We start from the raw sequence: 22,438 nt of genomic DNA on the forward strand, positions 1-22,438 counted from the left end.
GAGTACGGCAAGGTGAAGCTGACGTGGTTTGAATTTGATTTTCGAAGAGTATAAGGTTTCAAAAATCCCCACATAAAAGTACGGCGGTGCATATCCCTCTAGCAAGTCTTCGACTTGCCTCTAACGATTTTAGAGCACAGTATTACTCACTATTCTGCGTCTTCTGCTAAGAGTTTAGCTCGTGTTGCTTCATCCAAAAGTGGGTAGCCTAGGCGTTTGCGTTCTGCGACAAAAGTTTTGGCTACGACACGGGCCAAGTTACGGATACGAGCGATATAGCCTGCGCGCTCTGTTACAGATACGGCACCACGCGCATCAAGTAGGTTAAAGGTATGTGAACATTTGAGAACATAGTCATAGGCAGGGTGCACCAATCCTTCTTCCAAAGCACGACCAGCTTCTTTTTCAAACTTATCAAAGTTTTCAAGCAACATTTCTTGATCCGAAATTTCAAATGAATATTTTGAGTGTTCGTACTCAGGCTGGATAAAGATTTCTCCGTATTTTACACCATCAGCCCATTCGATATCATAGACAGAATCCACTTCCTGAATATAAGAAGCCAAGCGCTCCAAACCATAGGTAACTTCCGCAGTCACAGGGCCAGTTGCCAATCCACCTACTTGTTGGAAGTAAGTAAACTGAGTAATTTCCATACCGTCAAGCCAAACTTCCCAACCAAGACCAGCTGAACCAGTTGATGGATTTTCCCAGTTATCCTCAACGAAACGAATATCGTGTTCCAAAGGATTGATACCCAATTTTTCCAAAGACTTAAGGTAAAGCTCTTGGATATTTGATGGAGAAGGCTTCATAACCACTTGAAATTGATGGTGTTGATAAAGACGGTTAGGGTTTTCCCCATAACGACCGTCAGCAGGACGACGTGATGGCTCTACATACGCTGCATTCCATGGCTCAGGTCCGATAGCACGAAGGAAAGTGTAAGGACTCATGGTTCCCGCACCTTTTTCATTATCATAAGCCTGCATAAGCATACAACCTTGGTCATTCCAAAATTGTTGCAAAGTAAGGATGATTTCCTGGAAAGTCAATTTTTTAGACATTATTTTCTCCTTTTATTTATATTATCTTTTTAAATTTATTTATCAAGCAACCAAGAAAAAGCTGGGTCCTGAAAAATATGACGTTTGGGAACAGTTTGTAAATTCTGATCGCATTCATCTATTGTTCCTAATTTCAAAGCACAAACTTCTGGTATATTTTCTTGAGTAGTGAAAATTTGACTGTGACAATTCTGGCAGTAATAACGTTGTTTACCTGGAGATGAACTAAAAGTAACCAAATTCTCTTTTCCATACAGTGCCAGATTTTTGCTGCTAACTTTGGCATTAACTGTGTAGGCAGACGCAGTTGCTTTCCGACAAAATGAGCAATGGCAAAAAACTATTTCCGACAATTCTTCATCTAGAGTGTAGGTGACTGCTTTACATAAACAAGATCCTTTAAGCATTATGCTCCTTTCTACTTAGGCATTAGACGAATTCAAAAAGAACCGAATTTCAACACCCAAGCCTTACGACTAGGGGCGTCAGAAACGCGGTTCCACCCTAATTTATTACTTCATTGTTTTTGAAAATACTACAGAAAGCGCCAGTTCTTTATTTTGCCCTACTTGGCTCCCACTATCCCAAGCTCGCTTGAAGAACGCCATAAGACTTTCTTTCCTCCTGACTATTATATCAGAATTGTAACATACTGTAAATCAAAAACTATAGAAAGATGTATTGTATTCTCTACTCACTTTTTGAAAAAGTTGCAAGTCCAATAACTGACAATAAGAGAGAAATTCCGGAAATACTTAGCATAATAGAAATCATGTTATTCGCACCAGTGGCTGGTAATTGTTTTCCTTCTTTGTTGACTGTAGCTAAAAGCACTTGTTGACTACTTCCAGCTAGTGTTTTATTCTCATGCTTAACTTCTATATTGGAATGATGTATTGCAATTGATGTAGCTTTCTCAATTTTATCATTGCTAATTGAAGACTTAATAGTTGAGACTTGTCTATTGTGACTTACTAATTTAACAGGTTGCACTTGAGAAACTGGCTTGGTTGGAATAACTGGACTAAGCGTTACAACTGGTTTAGCTGGAGTAACTGGCTTAACCGTTACAACTGGTTTAGTTGGACTAACTGGCTTAATCATTACAACTGGTTTAGTTGGACTAACTGGTTTAATCGTTACAACTGGTTTAGTTGGATTAGCTGGCTTAACAGATGCAACTGGTTTAGCTGGACTAACCGGCTTAACTGGTACAACTGCTTTAGCTGGGGTAACTGGCTTAACTGGTACAACTGCTTTAGCTGGAATCTCTACTTTATTAGCCTTAAGTTTTCCAGCCATATCTTTTAGAGCATTGATTACTTCATTAATTTCTTCTTGACTAGCTTCTGTATTTTCCAAAAGTAACTTAGCTTTGTTGAAAATAAGATTATATGCATCTTTCTCCTCTTTGCTAGCTGTCAAAAATCTTGGATCTTTGTCTTGGAACTTCACTTCATCCACGATAACATTTTTCAGGCTCATGAAATCTGTTTCTTTCCCATTCAGCTGTTCTTGTGCTTGCAAGAAAGTGGTCAATAGGCGGTCAATTTCATCTTGTGTTATCAAATCTTTCGTAATTAATAATGCCAAGAGTTTAAATTCACGATCATATCGACCTTTGCGTTCTTGATCAGAATTTATATATTTACCTTTTTTAACTGTCTCAGCATATGCTTTAATGGCATTCTTCAATGATGTGATATCAGATTCCTTACCATCCAATGTTTGCATAGCAGACTCTAAAGCTTTAACAATTTGGTCAATTTTATCTTGGTTAAGTTTACTTCCCAATGCTAGTTGCGCATCTTTGACACTTTGATCAAAAATCTCTTTTAACTTCTGTTTTGTATTATAATATCTCGGAGTTTTAACTACTTCCATTTGTTTATTTAAAGCTGCAATCAGAGCTAACTTAGAAACAACTGAAAGTGACAAAACATTATTTTTACCAAACAGAACTTTAAATGGTTGAAGATTATCAAGTAATTCATAACCGTTTGATAGATTTACAAGAACTTTATATTCACCAGTAACTACTTTCTTACCATAAGAATGTTTACCATATGTTTCAGCTGGCAAGACTTGACTCTGACCGTCTTCACCTACTAAAGTAATCGTTGTAGTTCCAGGAACAGCTTGATTAAAGCCAATCGTTACTGGAGCATATTTCATTTTGTTAGCCAAGAAGGTAATAGTTTGAAAACTGTTTTCTTTCGTTAAATCAAATTCCTTAGATAGAGCACTCACAAATTTTAACTCTGTACGGTCATAGCTAAAAATTTCTGCAACATAATGCCCAAATTTCAAGAAATTAATATCTTTTGACTTGTCAACAGTTACATATTGACCTTCGCTATTTTTAATGCGATAAACATAAGTTGTATCAATCTCATCCTTGGTTTTATTGTTTAGTATAGCAATTTTTACACGGCCACTATTTTCTTCACCTACAAGATCTTTGAGAGATATAAAATCTACATTTCCCGCAAAGTCTGCTACATAATAGAATATGTGCGATTTATCAACGTTCTTAGGAAGTGTATAACTACCATCTTCATTTTGTTTGATAATTTGATACAGTTCGATTTCTGAATCTGTCGCTTCTCTATTTTCAGAAGGACGAATATAAAAGACTTTTTCTAGAAGAATTCCGCCATTTCCTACATCCTGAGGTTTACGAGCTATAAATTGTTCTTGATCTTTTTGAGAACGAATATATCCCGAAGTAATCAGAGGTTTTTGTGTATCGATTTGAATTTTAAATGTTGTATATTGTTCCTCAGCTCCAGGGACATCTGGCTTATAACTAATAACATAGTCATAAATTCCATCAGAAACTCGATTTCCATTAGAATCCTGTCCTCCCCAAGCTGTTTTATCTAAAATGTAACTTCTTGGATTTCTAGTATCGCCATCAAAATAATTTTTTACAAGGTCTGTTGGACGACTTTGCCAAATAGGCTGACTGTGTGTTGTATCCGAAGAATCATAAACCGTCGCACGAAGATTTACCAAATTTCTATAGACAAGAGTTTTAAATTTAACAGAATCTTTATTACCATCCTCATTTGGCGAGATAGCAAGGCGGATGTTCCCCTTTTCATCTAATTGTAGATGGTATTTTCCTTCAGCATCTTGTTTCACTCCGAGTACAGTCACTCGACTTCCTTGACGCTCTGCTTTTAAAACATTTACATCATTTTCAGAACTTGTTAAATAAGTTGCATCGTCTGAAGGTGAAATTCCTGGATTATCTTTATCAATTTCAGAGTAAAATCCACTGTTTCCTTCCTTAATCAATTGATAAATTGGTTTTTCAATTGCAGGTAGATTTTGGAATTCTCCCTTAAATCCCATAAATGGTAAACCAATAACAGAACCATCATCTGCAGGATTAACAAATCTAACAAATCCTTCTAGAAAATAACCATTTGGCATTATTTTGCTAAGTTCTTCAGTAAACTTACTTGTATCTACACTAACTGTTACCGTCTTCGTACTATGAGCTTTCACAGTTACTTCAGGCCAAACTGTTTCAGTTAGTTTTCGTGGACGGAGAGTGAATTTCCCTTCAGTAACTTCGTCCGTATTTGTATTTACAATCATCTTCAGTGTTTGGTCTTTATCCGAAATATTATGAATTGTAACTTCAAAGGTAAATTTATCACCAACATTGCCAAGAGTAACACTTGGATAGTTATTTGCACCTGTTACAAATAAATCTGTGCTTGTTGCCGCCATCGTGTCAACTACGCCAGCACCTTGCTGACGTGGAGAAGTATAGGCTCCAGTTTGTTTATTAAAATGTGGTTTTGCAGTAGACATAATTAAAGCTTTTACAATCTCTGAAATTTGACTAGCTGATAATTCAGGATGTTTCTTTGCTAAATATTCTTTGACTAATGCTGCGACACCAGCTACATGAGGAGCCGCCATACTTGTTCCACTGATACTTCCATAGCTATTATCGTTAAATGATGAATAGATATTTCCACCAGGTGCAGTAACATCTGGTTTCAATTGTCCATCTGTTGTAACTCCCCAACTTGAAAAATCTGACAATTGGTCTGCAACATCTGATTTACGATTATCCATCTTGTGATTAAAGACAATTTTATACTGACCAGACTTAAGAATTTCACCATAATGTTTTGAAATAAAGACAGATGGGATTTTCTTAGCATCACCTGTAACAGACATACTAACATTTGCACCTTCAACGTTGTTATAAATTAAAACTCCAGCTGCACCATGTTGAAGAGCATTTTTAATCTTATCAGAAAAATTAATTTTACCACGTTGAATCAGTGCTAACTTGCCTCTTACATCAATATTAGCAAAATCTTCTTCACGACCAATACCCGCTGCTACATATTCGTATTCTTTCCCGTTTTCAAAATCTTTTTCTGTTTCAGGTCTATTAAAATCAAACTTACCATAATCAAGGGTAGCGTCATTTTCTAAACCTTTTACTTCAAAGACTTCAGTAGTTAGAATTTTATTATTAATAGAAGCAACAGAAATTGAATCTTCCACTGTAGAGGGATTTCCGACAAGACCATAATCAGGATTTGCTGCCAATGGTTGTGAAAAACCTCTACCGAAAGTATTACTATTACCTGCAGCGATAACAACAGATACTCCTTTAGCGCGTGCTCTTTTTACTGCATCAATGATATCTGAACCAGCATCTACCGTTGAACCCGCACCTGCACCCAAACTCATATTGATCACATCTGCACCTAATGCAACAGCATCATCAATAGCTTTTACATAAAGGGCAGAGGCTGTAGTTTTATCTCTGTCTGAAAAAACTCTCATAAACATAATTTGAGCTTCTGGCGCCACCCCGTAAACCTTCTCAGAATTCGGTGCTTTATTAACAGGATTTCCAGCTACAATTCCAGTAACGTGCATTCCATGAGACTCTTTTTCAGCCTCTTTTATATTATCAGTTCCATCAAAGTAATCATAAGCATATACTACTTTGTCACTGTACCATTTCCCATAGTCAATACCAGCAGCCTTTTTAGCTTTTTCGATATCATCCTGATTTTTAAATTTCGCCTTTGACGGATCAGAAATACGCAAAACCTCATGATTCAAATCAAGACCTGAATCTATAACAGCGACTACAGTTCCTTGTCCTTTATGTCCTGCTTCCCAGGTTTTAGGGACAGTAATAATTTCATTACTGGAGATACTGTTCGGCTTTTCTTTATGTCCACCTTGAGATAACGACTGTGATTGTATGCTTTCTGAAGAAGAATTACTTTTCACTGCTGATTCTTCCTTCTTCTCTTCACTTTTTATAGCAGTCGTTTCTTTCTGTGTGGTTAAATCCTTGTCTGACTTATTATCTCTATACTCGATAGAATCATCTTGTTTTAATGACTCTATCACTTCTGTTTTTTCTTTCGAAGAAGAATTTAGAGCATTCTTGTCAGCCGTGACTGGTGATGCAAGCTTATTTGAATCATCTAATTTATTAGTCGTTACAGTACGTGTAACTTGATTGGATGTTTCAAATTTTCCCTCATCGGCACCAACCTGTGCGAAAGCAAATCCGAAAGCAAAGACCGTTAGCAGAAAAATTGTTGCTATTTGGTACTTGTTATGACAAAAATCTTTGCAATCTCCCATAAAATCACTCCTTTTTATTTAAATTAAAAGTATTATATACCAAATTATCTGAAAATTCTATCAAAATATTATTTTGTAACAAATTTGTAATATTAACTAATCCTATCATGAGATTTAAACATAAAAAAATTTAGCCTCGATTAATACAAGACTAAATTTATTTATTGAAAAATTACTTACGATTTAATTAGTTATTCAGCAAAAGTCTTACTGATCACGGTCATAGAATAGTTCATGTGCTTTTAATCGTGAATTAAGCATTTCAGGAACTGTGACAAAGTGATATCCTTGCTCTTTTAGATAATCTATAATCTTTGGTAAAGCATTGACTGTTTCAGCATGGATATCATGCATTAAGATAATCGAACCATTACGAACTTGACGTTGAATCTCTGTCAAAATTGCTGCTTCATTCTTACTCTTCCAATCCAGACTATCCACATCCCACATAATAAAACTCAAATCAAGGCTATTTCGAATGTCGTCTGTAATGGTTCCATAAGGCGGACGCATAAGTTTGGAACTAGAACCCAACACTTTAGTTAGCGCATCCTCAGTATCAGTAATCTGTTTTTTAGCTTCGTCAAGTGAAAGTTTTGAAAGCACTGGATGACTCCAACTATGGTTTCCAATAACATGGCCATCCGATTTCATGCGTTTCAAAATCTCTTCATTTCCAGAAACATTCTTACCTAAAACAAAGAAAGTTGCCTTGATACCATACTTAGAAAGTGTATCTAATGCTTGATTTGTCGTTGCAGGATTTGGTCCATCATCAAAAGTTAGAGCTACCACTTTTTGGTTTTTCTTTTCATAATAAGCCTTATAAAGTTCGGCATCCTTGTCTAATAAATAAGAGGATTGTACTACATCAAAGAAACTAGATACTGGTAAGGAAATATCATCTAGATTTTCAACTGACTGACTTGGATAAAGGATAATCTGACTATCCTTGTAATCAAAATTCCATGCAGACAAGTCTTGATCAGAGAAGCCTTTAACAACTTGATCAATCTTTTCTTGGTCCAATTTCTTATCCTGTAAGAAAGAGGTGATTTCTTTTAACAACTGCTCTTTGGCTTTACTAGGATCTGAAAATAATTGATCAAGTGTAAAAGGTTTACCATCTTCTGTCAAATGGACTTTTGCCAGACTAGTTTTTTCAGTCTCTTCAACTTTTGACGAAGTTAAATCATAGACTTGTTTCATCACACTTCGGTTAACAATCCCTTTTAAAGTCGAATCCTGTTTCTCAGTATAATAAAAAACTAGATTTTCCTTGTCTTCCAGATTTTCCTTAATATCCTGTGTCATGATTTCTTTTACAGATGAAATCACTTGCTCCCCTTGGAGAGGATAATAGGCAATTACTTCGGCTTGTCCCTTACGAAAATGATCTTTCTGATTTCCCTCACTCAATTGATCATCTTTCTCTTTTTTGAGCGTTTCAATCCTTTGTTCAAAACTTTGCTTTGTATATATTTTGTATCCAATCATTGAACCAAGGACACAAATACTTACTGAAAAGATAGCTACTAGGGCTATTAAACCGATTCTCTTTTTATCGTGCTCAACACGATTTGCTCTACTTTTATCCATAGAAATATCATATCAAATTCAGGCTATAATTTCAATGAGAAATAAGTACTATTACTCGTTTTGAACAAAAAAATAGGCTCCATAATATCTATAGGGGGATTTACCCACTACAAATATTTTAGAGCCTTTTATTATGTTAGAAACGAATCGTCTCACGTGTTTTTTCGTATGAAGTGACAAAACGGTTGGTTACACCTGGTTCTGCAACTTCCAAAGCTTGCGAAATCTTATCAAATGAAGCATGATAATCAAATTCTTTTTCAAAAATTTCTAATGATTCATTAAAAGCTTCTTGAATTCGTTCATCAAATGAGCGGTAACGGTTCGAATACTGTAGCAATTGTTCTGTCAATGTTGCATATTGAACAATATTATATGTTTCTTCTTCAAGTGCTTCCATATCATTGGTTGTAATTTCAAGCATACGGTTCACAGCTTCGATATTGACCCGAGCTTCTTCTAGTTCAGCCATCAACTCTTCAGTATGGTTACTTGCTGTAAAGAACAACTGTAAGAAATTCTGAGGAATACCTGGAAGATTGCGTTTTTCCATATATCTCTTAATTGTGTGAAGACGATTAACATAAACATTTGCCTTCTGGCGAGCATTGATATCATCTTTTTCAATCTGAGCAAGGCGTTGACTAACCGCAACTTGTTCATCTTCAATTTCCTTCAAAGTCGCTTGTAAGTTTTCCAAACGATCTTCAAGGAATGAATAAGGTTCAGAATGTTCCTCTTGTTCAGAAGTTAATTCCAATACAGATTCTTCTAAAGATTCTAACTCAGCTTGTAATCTATGAACATGACTAACATCCGTTTCAGATAGCAGGTAATTGTTACTCAATCGTTGAATATCTTCCACTAAAACAGCATTACTATCTTTCATGTGTTTCAAATATGTAGGAAGTGTTGCAACTAAGCCTTCTACTACTTTTTGAGCAGCGATTTCTCGTGTAAAGATATCATAGAGTGAATTGATTTCTTCTTGAACTTGAGTATTTTCATACTCAGCATTATCCAACTCTAATTGTGCAATATTTTCGTGGTTTTTCTTCAAAGCTTCATAAAGCAATTGGAAGCGAGATTCAATATCCGTTTCAGCAAAATGATAATTAGCATCTAAAAGTTTACGGTAACCGTCTTCCAAATCTTCCAATTGATCAGGTAGCTCTTTAGATAATGTTTTTACAATCGCTGGCAGGCGGTCAACAATGTGACTCAAAGCCAAGATATGATTTTCAGCATTATCCAAAATTACAGCAGCTTCTACTGGGTCACCTGAAGTATTTAAAGTAACAAACTGAGAAAACTCTGATTGGATATTTTCCAATTGTTTTTCGATTTCAGATAAACCTTGGCCATATTCTTCAGAATGATCAGCCACTCGGTGTTGCAACTCTTCAAACAAGTCCAAGGTATGAAGAACACGTCCACTATTTTTAGACTCTTGTTTCTCCAAATCTGCCAAAGCATTGCGAATTGCCGCAATATCTTCTTCAATCAAGGTAATTTGACTCTCGATTTGGTCAATTTGATGACTGGCCTTGAAAAAACGGAATGAGTTGTTATAGCCTTCTGCCTCAAAAAGATTATTTTCGATATCCGCAAAAGAGTTAAGAGATAGGTCAACCCATTTTTGGTTCCACTCACGGAAAGTCACTTGACTTTGTCCAATCAAGTGCATATTTTTTACAGCTTCAACTTCATCGTTTACTGGAAGATTGTACAGCTCTTCTTTTTTCTCTTCTAAAATTGCTAATTTACTTTCATTGCGTTTTCGTACGTAGATTGCGATAGCATAGGCAATCACTAAGAAAACTGCAACAGCAATTGCAAGATAAATTACTAGTGTACCAGACATATTAAACTCCTTTTTTACTTGAAACAATCGTAATGATTATATCATATTTTTTAGACCAAGGGAACTAGTTCTCCCGATTTTTTAGACATCAAGTGTACTATAGACGGCATTTTCTTCGATAAACTCACGACGAGGCTCTACTCGATCCCCCATCAACATATCAAAGATTTTATCTGCCTCAGCTGCATCATCCACAGAAACTCTGGCCATCAAGCGATGTTCCGGATCCATGGTTGTTTCCCACAATTGGTGGTCATCCATTTCACCCAGACCTTTATACCTCTGAATAGTTGGTTTGGCACGACCTTCACTGTGGCGGGCTAAGGCTTCTTGGAGTTTAATTTCTTGGTCTGCTCCTGGCTGGATATATTCTTTAATCTCGCTTCCAACCTTGACACCATAGATTGGTGGTTGGGCGATATAAACATAACCAGCTTCTAAAATTGGTTTCATATAACGATAAATCAAGGTTAAAAGAAGAGTACGAATGTGGGCTCCATCGACATCGGCATCGGTCATCAAAACAAGTTTTTGGTAACGAGCTTTTGAAACATCAAATTCTGCACCAAATCCTGTTCCCATCGCTGTGAAAAGACTACGAATTTCTTCGTTAGCTAGAATCTTATCCATACTTGCCTTTTCAACGTTCAAAATCTTACCGCGGATTGGAAGAATTGCCTGAAATTCACGGTTACGACCAGATTTGGCTGACCCACCAGCTGAGTCTCCTTCGACGATGAAGAGTTCTGTTTCAGCAGGATTGTTAGAAGAGCAGTCTGCTAGTTTACCTGGAAGGTTGGAAATTTCCAAACCAGATTTTTTACGAGTGACTTCACGCGCACGCTTGGCAGCCACACGAGCCTTAGCAGCCAGAATTCCTTTTTCTACAATGCGTTTTGCAATTTGAGGATTCTCCATAAGGAAATCAGAGAAGGCATCACTGAAGAGACGATTGGTAATTTTGACCACTTCGCTATTCCCCAGTTTGGTCTTGGTCTGTCCTTCAAACTGTGGATTTGGGTGTTTAACTGAGATAACTGCAGTTAACCCTTCGCGGACATCTTCCCCTGTTAGGTTGTCTTCATTGTCTTTCAGTAACTTATTCTTACGAGCATAATCGTTGATGACACGTGTCAAGGCTGTACGGAAACCTTGTTCATGCGTTCCACCTTCATGAGTGTGGATATTATTGGCGAAACTCATGACATTTTCATGGTAACCCGTTGTGTACTGCATGGCTACTTCAACGGTAATATCATCCATCTCACCGTCAGTATAGATTGGTGTATCAAAGATAACATCCTTGTTCTCATTGATATATTCAACGTAACTAGCAATCCCACCTTCATAGTGGTAATGCTTAGTTTGTTCTAGCCCCTCACGCTTATCTGTAATGGAGATTTGAAGACCACGATTTAGAAAGGCCAATTCCTGAATACGTTTATTTAATTTATCAAAGTCAAAAGTGGTTGTTTCAGTGAAAATTTCTGGATCCGGTGTAAAGTGAACTGTTGTTCCCGTTTTATCCGTATCTCCAACTACTTCAAGATCTGCGACAACATGACCACGATGATATTCTTGGTAATGAATCTTACCATTTTTGTGGACATGAACGTCTAATTGAGTTGAAAGGGCGTTAACAACTGAGGATCCCACTCCGTGAAGACCACCTGAGACCTTATAGCCACCACCGCCGAATTTTCCTCCAGCATGAAGAACCGTAAAGACTGTCTCAACAGCAGGTCGGCCTGTTTTTTCCTGAATATCGACTGGAATACCACGTCCATCATCGACAACAGTTATCGAATCATCTGGCTCAATCAAGACTTGAATATGGCTGGCAAATCCTGCCAAGGCCTCATCGATTGAGTTGTCAACGATTTCCCAGACTAGATGGTGAAGACCTTCTTTTGAGGTTGACCCGATATACATCCCTGGACGCATACGAACAGCCTCTAGGCCCTCTAAAACTTGAATTTGACTGGCATCATAATCCTGTGCCTGCAGATTTTTGATTTCTTCTGTCATCTTATTCCTTTTTCTTACATGTCTAATACTTGTCTTAAATTCACGATACTGGTAAACAAGTGGGTATCCAGTCCAGCAGCTTGACCTGCTTCAATATCAATCGGTCGGTCACCAATGACAAGACCAGAGCTAATCTGATACTTTTCTCTTAAATAAATCATGGACTCAGGATCCGGTTTTCTCTTAAATCCTGAGCTAGAAGTGACTACTTCTGTAAAATAAGCTGCTATAGAGGTTTTTTCTAAAATTTCCAAGACTTGATTATTTCGGTGAGAGACCAAAAAATGACGCCCACCTTGACTTGAAATATCTGCCAATAAGTCCGAAACTCCACCAAATAAAGTCGGGTGTTCTAGCTCTCTGGCTTCATTTTCCTTGTATTTTTTTAAAAAATGCTCTAAGTTGGGAGCGAATGTCTCAATCGCAAAATCAGTAGAAACCTTTAAAGCTTGATAGACACTGTCATGATCTTGTGTGATACCATACAGTGCCAATGTTTCAACAAATGCAGCTGTTGAAGTTTCATAATTATCCAGTAAAGTTCCACCTAAATCCCAGATGTAATCGTGATATTTCATAGCTTTCATTATACCATTTTTTCGTTAAAAAAGCGATGATTTCCCTGAGTTTTCTACATAAAAAATGCTCTATACTATTTGTATAGGGTGAATCTATTATAAATATTATGAAACCTATTTTCTTGTAGAAAAAAGCCCCATATAATCTATAATGAAAAGCAACCAAACCATCATTAGAGAGAATCATATGGAACAATTATATTTTAACACAAAACTACTTTATATAAAAATCCTAATATCCAATTTATGGATGTTATTAATAAGGGGGGTAACTTCTCAAAGTAAGTTCCACTTGACTGGTATTGAGCCTAGCTTGTCACTAATCTTCTCTTGAAAGTTTAAAGTTGGCTACAAATAGCTCCACAAAGCTAACTCATAAAACCTTACTCAAGAAGTCCTTAGTCCGTTGTTCTTGGGTTTGTTCAAAAATCTGCTCTGGTGTTCCGTCTTCAACAACCACACCGTCTGCCATAAAGATAACACGGTCTGCCACCTCACGGGCAAATCCCATTTCATGTGTTACGATAACCATAGTCATCCCTGACTTGGCAAGGTCTTGCATAACAGCCAATACCTCTCCTACCATTTCAGGGTCCAAGGCTGAAGTTGGCTCGTCAAAGAGCAAAACATCTGGTTCCATGGCCAACCCACGCGCAATGGCTATCCGTTGTTGCTGGCCACCTGACAAACTCTGTGGATAAGCGTCTGCCTTATCTGGCAAACCAACTTTTTCCAACAGCTCTTGGGCTCTCTTCTCAGCCACTACCTTGCTCTCACCTTTGGTCTTGATAGGTGACAAGGTGATATTTTCCATCACAGTCATGTTAGGAAAGAGGTTAAATTGTTGGAAAACCATGCCCATCTTCTCACGCATGGCAAAGAGATCATTCTTCTTGTCCGTGATATCGACTCCCTCAAAGATAACCTTCCCCTTGGTTGCTTCTTCCAGCAAATTCATAGAGCGAAGCAAGGTAGATTTCCCACTCCCTGAAGGACCGATGATAACAACAACTTCTCCACGTTTTATCTCTAGGTTGATTCCTTTTAATACTTCATTCTTTCCAAATGATTTATGTAAATTTTCGATTTTTATCAAGGTATCTGTCATTATTTCTTATCTCCTTGTCCCATACGTTTTTCAAAAGCTTTCAAGGCTACTGTCAAAATAGAAGTCATAATCAAGTAGTAAAAGGCTGCAAATAAAAGTGGAGTCAGAGGTAGATAGGTTGTTGTAGAAACTGTTGTAGCCCCGTTCCACAACTCCATAACACCGATAGCTGATAAGAGGGAACTATCCTTGATAATGGTGATAAATTCGTTCCCCAATGCTGGCAAAATATTTTTGATTGCTTGTGGCAAAATCACATAACGCATGGCATTTTTAGGACGAATCCCTAGCGAATAAGCCGCCTCTAACTGCCCCTTAGGCACCGCATTAATCCCGGCACGAACAGTCTCAGAAACATAAGCACCACTGTTCATAGAGATAATCAAAATTCCTGGAATCAGACGAGAAAGATCAACACCCAAAATCCCAACCTGAATAGTCGGAGCATTGATATGCATAAGAGCAAAAGCAATCATAATCTGAACCATCATCGGTGTCCCACGGAAAATCCAAACGTACAAGTTGGCGAGCCAAACAAACGGTTTAAACTTTGAACGTTGCCCAAAAGCCAAGACAACACCCAAAATAGTTCCCAAAAAGACAACACAGATAGAAATGAGAACCGTCACAACAGCCCCATAGTTAAAATAAGGTAAATACTTAGGTAAAAAAGAAAAATTCATAGTCACACTGCTTTCTAAAATAGAATACTGTATGATTATAACATGGAATGAATTAAAATTCAAATCTTTTGTCTAATTTATTCAAAAAAACTTTAAGCTGGTAGAATTAGCGAGAAATCTTAGTTTTTTCTAGGCAAGTTGGCCTCCTTTATGGTAAAATAGTAACGATAAGAAATGAAGGAGAATCAAAATGGAATCACATTTGGTTAGAATCATCAACCGCCTTGAAGCAATGGCTAAAGACGGCGGAAATTTAAAACGTAATTTTGAACGCGAAGGAGTTGTTGTTGCAGAAGTTGCATACAGCCACGACGAAGAAAACGGCTCAATCTTTACCCTTCGTGATGTCGAAGCTCGCGAAACTTATACGTTTGACAGCATTGACTTGATTGCAATGGAGATTTACGAACTCCTTTACTAATACAAAACAAGCTGGGTTACACCCTGCATGTCTAACCAAAATCCTTTTTGTCTCACAAATAGGATTTTTTTATTCCCTAAAATCACAAAAATTTTCATTGTAACAACTTCTCAAAGCTGCAATCTTTTTACTTGCTTTACACCCCAATCCTGTTATAATGAGAGTATAGAAATTTGACTATTTTTGACCTTTAAACAGGTCAGGCTAAAGAAAGAAATGAGGTAGATGTATGCTTTGTCAAAACTGTAAAATCAATGACTCAACAATTCATCTTTATACCAATCTTAATGGAAAGCAAAAACAAATTGACCTTTGTCAAAACTGCTATAAGATTATCAAGACAGATCCTAACAATAGCCTCTTTAAAGGTATGACGGATCTGAACAATCGTGACTTTGATCCCTTTGGTGATTTCTTCAATGACCTAAACAATTTTAGACCTTCTAACAACACTCCACCGACTCCCCCAACCCAATCAGGTGGAGGTTACGGTGGAAACGGCGGTTATGGTTCCCAAAATTGTGGACCTGCTCAAACTCCTCCACCAAGCCAAGAAAAAGGCCTGCTGGAAGAATTTGGTATCAACGTAACTGAAATTGCCCGTCGTGGAGATATTGACCCCGTTATTGGGCGCGACGATGAGATTATCCGTGTCATCGAAATTCTCAATCGCAGAACCAAGAATAATCCTGTTCTTATCGGTGAACCAGGTGTCGGGAAAACTGCCGTTGTCGAAGGTCTAGCTCAGAAAATCGTTGATGGCGATGTTCCACATAAACTCCAAGGCAAACAAGTCATCCGTCTGGATGTGGTTAGCCTAGTTCAAGGAACGGGTATCCGAGGACAATTTGAAGAACGCATGCAAAAGCTCATGGAAGAAATTCGCAAACGTGAGGATATTATCCTCTTTATCGATGAAATCCATGAAATTGTCGGTGCGGGATCTGCGGGCGATGGCAATATGGATGCAGGAAATATCCTCAAGCCAGCCCTTGCTCGTGGTGAACTGCAACTGGTCGGTGCAACTACCCTCAATGAATACCGCATCATTGAAAAAGATGCTGCCCTAGAACGCCGTATGCAACCTGTTAAGGTCGATGAACCAACAGTGGAAGAAACAATCACTATCCTCAAAGGAATTCAAAAGAAATACGAAGACTACCACCACGTTCAGTATACCGATGCTGCGATTGAAGCAGCTGCAACTCTTTCCAATCGTTACATCCAAGATCGCTTCTTACCTGACAAGGCCATCGACCTCCTGGATGAAGCTGGTTCAAAGATGAACTTGACCTTGAATTTTGTTGATCCTAAAGTAATCGATCAGCGCTTGATTGAGGCTGAAAATCTTAAATCTCAAGCTACACGAGAGGAAGATTTTGAGAAGGCCGCCTACTTCCGCGACCAGATTGCCAAGTATAAGGAAATGCAAAAGAAAAAGGTCACAGACCAAGATACTCCTATCATCAGTGAGAAAACCATTGAGCACATTATCGAGCAGAAAACCAATATCCCTGTTGGTGATTTGAAAGAGAAAGAACAATCTCAACTCATCCATCTAGCTGAAGACCTCAAGTCTCATGTTATTGGCCAAGATGATGCAGTCGATAAGATTGCCAAGGCTATTCGCCGGAATCGTGTCGGTCTCGGTACGCCTAACCGTCCAATTGGAAGCTTCCTCTTTGTCGGACCAACTGGTGTCGGTAAAACAGAACTTTCCAAACAACTAGCTATCGAACTCTTTGGTTCTGCTGACAGTATGATTCGCTTCGATATGAGTGAATATATGGAAAAACACAGCGTGGCTAAGTTGGTCGGCGCCCCTCCAGGTTATGTTGGCTACGATGAGGCTGGGCAATTAACTGAAAAAGTTCGTCGCAATCCATATTCCCTCATCCTTCTCGATGAAGTAGAAAAAGCTCATCCAGATGTTATGCACATGTTCCTTCAAGTCTTGGACGATGGTCGTTTGACAGATGGTCAAGGACGCACCGTTAGCTTCAAGGATGCCATCATCATTATGACTTCAAATGCTGGGACTGGAAAAGCCGAAGCCAGTGTTGGATTTGGTGCTACTAGAGAAGGGCGTACCAATTCTGTTCTCGGTGAACTCGGCAACTTCTTTAGCCCAGAGTTTATGAACCGTTTTGATGGTATTATCGAATTTAAGGCTCTCAGCAAGGACAACCTCCTTCAGATTGTCGAGCTGATGCTAGCAGACGTTAACAAGCGCCTCTCTAGCAATAACATTCATTTGGATGTAACTGACAAGGTCAAGGAAAAATTAGTTGACCTAGGCTATGATCCAAAAATGGGAGCACGCCCACTTCGTCGTACTATTCAAGACTATATTGAGGATGCAATCACTGACTACTACCTTGAAAATCCAAGTGAAAAAGACCTCAAGGCAGTTATGACCAGCAAGGGCAAGATTCAAATCAAATCTGCTAAAAAAGCTGAAGTTAAAACTTCTGAAAAAGAAGTATAAATCCTATAGAAAAGGAGTAGAAAATGAAAATTTTCTGCTCCTTTTTATTAAAATAACTTTAAATTCTTGACAGCTCGGTCTTTGTCCATTAAGATAATAATAAAGATAATAAATAATGAGGAAAATCCAATGGCAAACCCAACTTTCGGAGAAAAGAAAGCAAATACAGACTATGTTTCACGCTATGGCGTATATGCAGTTATCCCTGATGCTGAACAAAAACAAATTGTTCTTGTTCAAGCACCTAATGGTGCTTGGTTCCTACCAGGTGGTGAAATTGAAGCAGGTGAAAATCATCAAGAAGCCCTAAAGCGTGAATTGATTGAAGAGCTTGGCTTTACAGCTGAAATTGGTACCTATTACGGACAAGCTGACGAATATTTCTATTCTCGTCACCGTGACACCTACTACTACAATCCAGCCTACCTCTATGAAGCGATTTCTTTCAAAGAAGTGCAAAAGCCACTAGAAGACTTTAATCATATTGCCTGGTTCCCTATTGATGAGGCTATTGAAAACCTCAAACGTGGTAGCCATAAATGGGCTATCGAATCTTGGAAAAAACAGCATAAGATTGGCTAAATCAAGCTACTTTATTCAAAAAGTGCTATAATAGAATTAGAAAATCGGAGGAAATGTTATGAAGCTTATCAATACAACAAACTCACACTCGCAACTTGTAAAAAGCCAGCTAGAAAGTACAGATGCAACCCTTGTTGAAGTTTATTCTGCAGGTAATACAGATGTTATTTTTACCCAAGCTCCGCTTCACTATGAAATCCTCATCTCAAACAAACACCGCGCTATTCGCGAACCTGAAATCGAAGCTATTCAAGAATTTTTCTTGAAACGTAAAATTGATAAGGACTCTATTGATGAAGCCAATATCAAAACCCTCTATTCAGAAAAATTAATTGGAATTTCGATTCCAACCAAATAAAATCTTGGAGAGATTAGAAAGTGCTTTAAACCTTATGGAACAAAATTGGGTTTATTTAGCTTTTTAAATCATCTCCAATTTTTTATCTTGAAATCCTATCATACACAATTTTATAGGTAACAAAGGAGACAAGCATGGGAGACATGATATATCGAGAGGCAAGACTTGAAGAATACGAAAAAATTGGAAAACTATTAGCTAATTCTTTTCTTGACTATCCCTTTTTAACGATTATAAGGGATGATTTGAAGAAACCTGACTCCTATCCTGCTTTTGTAGAAACATTGCAAATTCTGCTTACTAGAGTCTATATTAAAAAAGGAAACTGTTTGGTTGCGGAACAAGATGGAGAATTACTTGCAGTTGCCCTTTTGCAACAAAATGATTTCTGTATACTATCCTATCTACGAAATGGTGGGACAAACATTTTTCGCTACATTCGACCACAAAATCTCCTTAAATACTTTGACTTTGTAAAACGTTCCAAAAAGCATTTAGAACAATCAGGGGAGTTTGATTGGTATTTGATGGCTTTAGCTGTCAATATAGAAAGTAAGGGGCGGGGAATAGGCAGTACTTTTCTGACACAAGGGATTGAACCTTATGTCAAATCAAAAGGCTGTAAACACTTGGGACTCATAACTAGTACAGCTAGAAATACCTCATTCTACAAAAAAAACGATTATGTATTACTGGACTATATGGACTTAAAATACGGGGCAAAATCAATTGGTAACTGGGCATTTTTAAAAACAATGAATAAATTATAACAGGCCAGCAATTTACAAATCCTATTTAAATAAGGATAACTTATATTTATAAAAACCAACGTTCAAAACGTTGGTTTTCTTATCTATTTGACTGCTTCTTTCAAAGTATCTACCTTATCCAAACGTTCCCATGGAAGGTCAATATCTGTACGTCCCATGTGTCCATAAGCCGCTGTTTGACGGTAAATTGGACGCTTGAGGTCTAGCATTTGGATTATCCCTGCAGGGCGAAGATCAAAGATTTGACGAGCTGCTTTTTCAAGCTTGCTTTCAGCTACTGTTCCTGTACCAAAGGTATCGATACGAACAGAAACAGGTTGCGCAACACCGATAGCGTAGGCCAGTTGCACTTCTGCCTTCTTAGCAAGACCTGCTGCAACGATATTCTTGGCAATGTAGCGAGCCGCATATGACGCAGAACGGTCCACCTTAGTCGCATCTTTACCAGAGAAAGCACCACCGCCGTGACGAGAGTAGCCACCATATGTATCTACGATAATCTTACGACCAGTCAAACCTGAGTCCCCTTGAGGTCCACCGATTACAAAACGACCAGTAGGATTGATGAAGAATTTTGTTTGCTCATCCAAGTAAGAGGCTGGAATAACCTCTTTAATGACCTTGTTAATCACATCATTATGAATTTGTTCGTTGCTGACTTCTGGATCGTGCTGAGTTGAAATAACAACTGTGTCCACACGTACTGGACGGTCATTTTCATCATACTCAACAGTAACTTGTGATTTAGCATCTGGGCGAAGATAGCTGATTTCCCCAGACTTACGAAGTTCTGACAGACGACGAACCAATTTATGACTGAGTGAGATTGGCAATGGCATGAGCTCTTCTGTTTCATCCACTGCAAATCCAAACATGAGCCCTTGGTCACCAGCGCCAATCAGGTCAAGCGGATCTTGGTCTGCATTCCCACGAACCTCCAAGGCTTCGTTAACACCTTGAGCAATGTCAGGAGATTGTTCCACCAAAGATGGATGTACTCCTACAGTCTCAGCAGAAAAACCATATTCTGTATTGGTGTAGCCAATCTCTGCAATAGTGTCACGAACCACACGGTTAATATCCACATAAGCATTTGTAGATATTTCACCAAAAACATGGACGGAACCAGTATATACAGCTGTCTCAGCAGCAACGTGCGCCTCTGGATCCTTAGCTAAAATAGCATCCAAAATCGCATCTGAAATTTGGTCTGCAATCTTATCCGGATGCCCCTCAGATACAGATTCAGACGTGAATAATTTACGTTCTGACATAAAAATGTCCCCCCTTAAAAATAGTGTTATAGAGTTACAAAGTACTGATAGGTATTTCTATAGTCTAAGAGTTACGACGCGAAAGAAATAAAAACGATAATTTTTTATTTCTGAAGCTAGTAAGGCGCATAGGGTGACCGCATTATAGCGGCAACCGTATGGAGCCGTCAGTCTTTGCAAATTACAAAGTACTGATAGGAAAACTCTTCGCGATAAATGCCTACCATCTTATCGGGACTATATAACTCTATCATTATACCATTTTTTAGCGCAATTTGCAGTCTTTAATGTAGTGTTTCTGTTTAGATAGTTCGTTCTCATAAATAAAAAAAAATTGGAGCTCAGTACTCCAACTTTTTCTATTAAAATGTTTGGCGTTTTGCTTTACGCTCTGCACGACCGCGAGCACGATTTTCAGCGCGCTTGGTCTTGCGGCGTTTTTCATCAACCGCCCATTTAATTTTTTTCTTATAACCTGGTTTGACTTTTTTCTTTTTCTTTTTAACCAAACCAATCATTTCGATATCAAGTTTATCTTGTTTTTTCTCACGGTTGGCACGACGATCACGGTCATAAGTATCTTGAAATTCCCCGTCTTTGACCATCTTAGGAGTAAACTTGATTCCCAATTTCTCCAACTCACGGATATCTGAGTCATCACTTGGCTGATAAAGGGTAATAGCAGTACCTGGTAGGCCATTTCGTCCAGTACGACCAACTCGGTGCACAAAGAAAGATAAATCTTGCGGAATGGCATCATTGATAACATGGCTGACACCTTCAATATCAATTCCACGCGCGGCCAAATCCGTTGCGACAATATACTCAAAATCCAAATTTTTCACCTGGTTCATGATACGTTTGCGCTCACGAGGGGCAATATCTCCATGGATTTTTGCCACCTTCAAGCCTTGAGCAGTCAGATATGAATGTAATTCATCAGCACGCGTTTTAGTGTTAACAAAAATCATTGCCAAATACGGTTGCATCAACTGAGTCAACTGGTAAATTTGAGCATTCTTATCACGTCCCTTAGTAGAAATCAACCAATTATCAATAGTATCAGAAATAACCGTTTTGGTCTTGATTTTCTCCATAACAGGATTTGATAAGTATTTTTTCAAGAATGGTTGCAGTTTTTGTGGGATAGTCGCTGAGAAGACCATGAATTGCAGGTCTTTTGGAAGGCTGCCAGCAATCTTATCAACAGTTTCCAAGAATCCCATATCCAAGGTCATGTCTGCCTCATCGACCACAAAGTTCTTGGCCTTGTGAATAGCTAAATCACCGGATTTAACCAAGTCATAGATACGTCCAGGCGTTCCGATAACAATATGAGGCTGGTTACTTGCCAATTTCTCAATCTGGCGAGCCTTATCTGTCCCCCCCACATAATTAACCACACGAACTTCCACTTCTGAGTGGGCTGCAATCTGACGAGCTGCTTGGTAAATCTGAGTAGCCAACTCACGGCTCGGTGCCGTAATCACTGCCTGTACACTATCACTAGCTTCATCTAATTGCTGGAAAATTGGTAACAAGAAAGTATGAGTCTTACCTGAACCTGTTTTTGATTCTCCAACCAAATCTCGGCCTGCCAGGACAATGGGAATCAACTTATCTTGTACCTCTGTTGGAGTTGTAAATTTCAACTCCTCCAAGGCTTCTCTAATATAGTTTTTAAATTGAAATTTCGTAAATGACATAATATCCTCGATTCTATCTATCTTATAAATTATACCACATTTTATTCCATTTCAGTAGTCTCACTTATTTAGGCTATTTCCAGTACCTTTTCTAGTCAGAAAAAGGCTGGAATTTCATGATTCCAACCTCTTTTCAGTTATTATTTCCAGTTTAAAATAGCACTCAAGCCATAGTGATCACTCACTTGTGGACTCTTGTTACCATCAAATACGACATGTAAATTTTCCACCGCTAACTCTTTGGTAGTAAAGACATAATCAATTCG

At 38.2% G+C, this 22,438-nt stretch carries 16 protein-coding genes and 1 pseudogene; 5 read left to right on the plus strand and 12 right to left on the minus strand.

What is annotated here, in order from left to right; genetic code table 11:
* Positions 1-149: 149 nt before the first annotated feature.
* From glyQ to QZ565_RS02150, 9 genes are all read right to left on the minus strand, one after another.
* Entirely contained in the window at positions 150-1,067 is a 918-nt protein-coding gene (glyQ, locus tag QZ565_RS02110) for a glycine--tRNA ligase subunit alpha (RefSeq protein WP_261116583.1), read from the minus strand.
* 35 nt (positions 1,068-1,102) lie between these two features.
* Positions 1,103-1,474: a GFA family protein gene (locus QZ565_RS02115; RefSeq protein WP_004259961.1), complete on the minus strand. Its 372-nt coding sequence runs from the start codon at positions 1,472-1,474 to the stop codon at positions 1,103-1,105.
* 283 nt (positions 1,475-1,757) lie between these two features.
* Positions 1,758-6,713 (minus strand): S8 family serine peptidase, encoded by a 4,956-nt coding sequence (locus tag QZ565_RS02120; protein WP_295524898.1) that lies wholly within the window; start codon positions 6,711-6,713, stop codon positions 1,758-1,760.
* 207 nt (positions 6,714-6,920) lie between these two features.
* Positions 6,921-8,312: a peptidoglycan-N-acetylglucosamine deacetylase PgdA gene (gene pgdA / locus QZ565_RS02125; RefSeq protein ID WP_295524901.1), complete on the minus strand. Its 1,392-nt coding sequence runs from the start codon at positions 8,310-8,312 to the stop codon at positions 6,921-6,923.
* Positions 8,313-8,448: 136 nt separating this feature from the next.
* Positions 8,449-10,176, minus strand: coding sequence for a septation ring formation regulator EzrA (gene ezrA / locus QZ565_RS02130; RefSeq protein ID WP_295524904.1), 1,728 nt, complete (start codon positions 10,174-10,176; stop codon positions 8,449-8,451).
* 81 nt (positions 10,177-10,257) lie between these two features.
* Positions 10,258-12,204 carry a DNA topoisomerase (ATP-hydrolyzing) subunit B gene (gene gyrB, locus QZ565_RS02135; RefSeq protein ID WP_295524907.1) on the minus strand — a complete coding sequence of 649 codons (1,947 nt, stop codon included), beginning with the start codon at positions 12,202-12,204 and terminating at the stop codon, positions 10,258-10,260.
* A gap of 14 nt (positions 12,205-12,218) precedes the next feature.
* Positions 12,219-12,782: an HAD family hydrolase gene (locus QZ565_RS02140; protein ID WP_295524928.1), complete on the minus strand. Its 564-nt coding sequence runs from the start codon at positions 12,780-12,782 to the stop codon at positions 12,219-12,221.
* Between the two features lie 373 nt (positions 12,783-13,155).
* Positions 13,156-13,890, minus strand: coding sequence for an amino acid ABC transporter ATP-binding protein (locus tag QZ565_RS02145; protein ID WP_295524910.1), 735 nt, complete (start codon positions 13,888-13,890; stop codon positions 13,156-13,158).
* A complete protein-coding gene (locus tag QZ565_RS02150; protein WP_033686685.1) occupies positions 13,890-14,573 on the minus strand; it encodes an amino acid ABC transporter permease in 684 nt (227 codons plus the stop codon). Before QZ565_RS02150 ends, QZ565_RS02145 begins: the two co-directional genes overlap by 1 nt.
* Before the next feature lie 190 nt (positions 14,574-14,763).
* Between QZ565_RS02150 and QZ565_RS02155 the strand changes: the two genes are divergently transcribed.
* The 5 genes from QZ565_RS02155 to QZ565_RS02175 all read left to right on the plus strand — a co-directional run bounded on the left by QZ565_RS02155 (position 14,764) and on the right by QZ565_RS02175 (position 19,192).
* A complete protein-coding gene (locus QZ565_RS02155; RefSeq protein ID WP_000443570.1) occupies positions 14,764-14,994 on the plus strand; it encodes a DUF1797 family protein in 231 nt (76 codons plus the stop codon).
* Positions 14,995-15,223: 229 nt separating this feature from the next.
* Positions 15,224-17,482, plus strand: coding sequence for an ATP-dependent Clp protease ATP-binding subunit (locus QZ565_RS02160; RefSeq protein WP_295524915.1), 2,259 nt, complete (start codon positions 15,224-15,226; stop codon positions 17,480-17,482).
* 129 nt (positions 17,483-17,611) lie between these two features.
* The gene (locus QZ565_RS02165) at positions 17,612-18,064 is read left to right on the plus strand and encodes an NUDIX hydrolase (protein ID WP_061589831.1); all 453 of its coding nucleotides are present in this window, start codon (positions 17,612-17,614) and stop codon (positions 18,062-18,064) included.
* A 58-nt stretch (positions 18,065-18,122) separates the two neighbouring features.
* The gene (locus QZ565_RS02170; protein WP_000767189.1) at positions 18,123-18,422 is read left to right on the plus strand and encodes a DUF1827 family protein; all 300 of its coding nucleotides are present in this window, start codon (positions 18,123-18,125) and stop codon (positions 18,420-18,422) included.
* A gap of 134 nt (positions 18,423-18,556) precedes the next feature.
* On the plus strand, positions 18,557-19,192 hold the full coding sequence (locus QZ565_RS02175) for a GNAT family N-acetyltransferase (RefSeq protein WP_061589832.1): 636 nt from the start codon (positions 18,557-18,559) through the stop codon (positions 19,190-19,192).
* An 83-nt stretch (positions 19,193-19,275) separates the two neighbouring features.
* Here QZ565_RS02175 and metK read toward each other — a convergent pair whose 3' ends face one another.
* From metK to QZ565_RS02190, 3 genes and pseudogenes are all read right to left on the minus strand, one after another.
* Positions 19,276-20,466, minus strand: coding sequence for a methionine adenosyltransferase (gene metK, locus QZ565_RS02180; protein ID WP_033681393.1), 1,191 nt, complete (start codon positions 20,464-20,466; stop codon positions 19,276-19,278).
* A 362-nt stretch (positions 20,467-20,828) separates the two neighbouring features.
* Positions 20,829-22,172: a DEAD/DEAH box helicase gene (locus QZ565_RS02185; protein ID WP_070478659.1), complete on the minus strand. Its 1,344-nt coding sequence runs from the start codon at positions 22,170-22,172 to the stop codon at positions 20,829-20,831.
* A 140-nt stretch (positions 22,173-22,312) separates the two neighbouring features.
* A pseudogene (locus tag QZ565_RS02190) lies at positions 22,313-22,438 on the minus strand (hydrolase); the annotation flags it as partial.

Origin of the sequence: uncultured Streptococcus sp. (genome assembly GCF_915066115.1) — a bacterium.
Taxonomy (GTDB): domain Bacteria; phylum Bacillota; class Bacilli; order Lactobacillales; family Streptococcaceae; genus Streptococcus.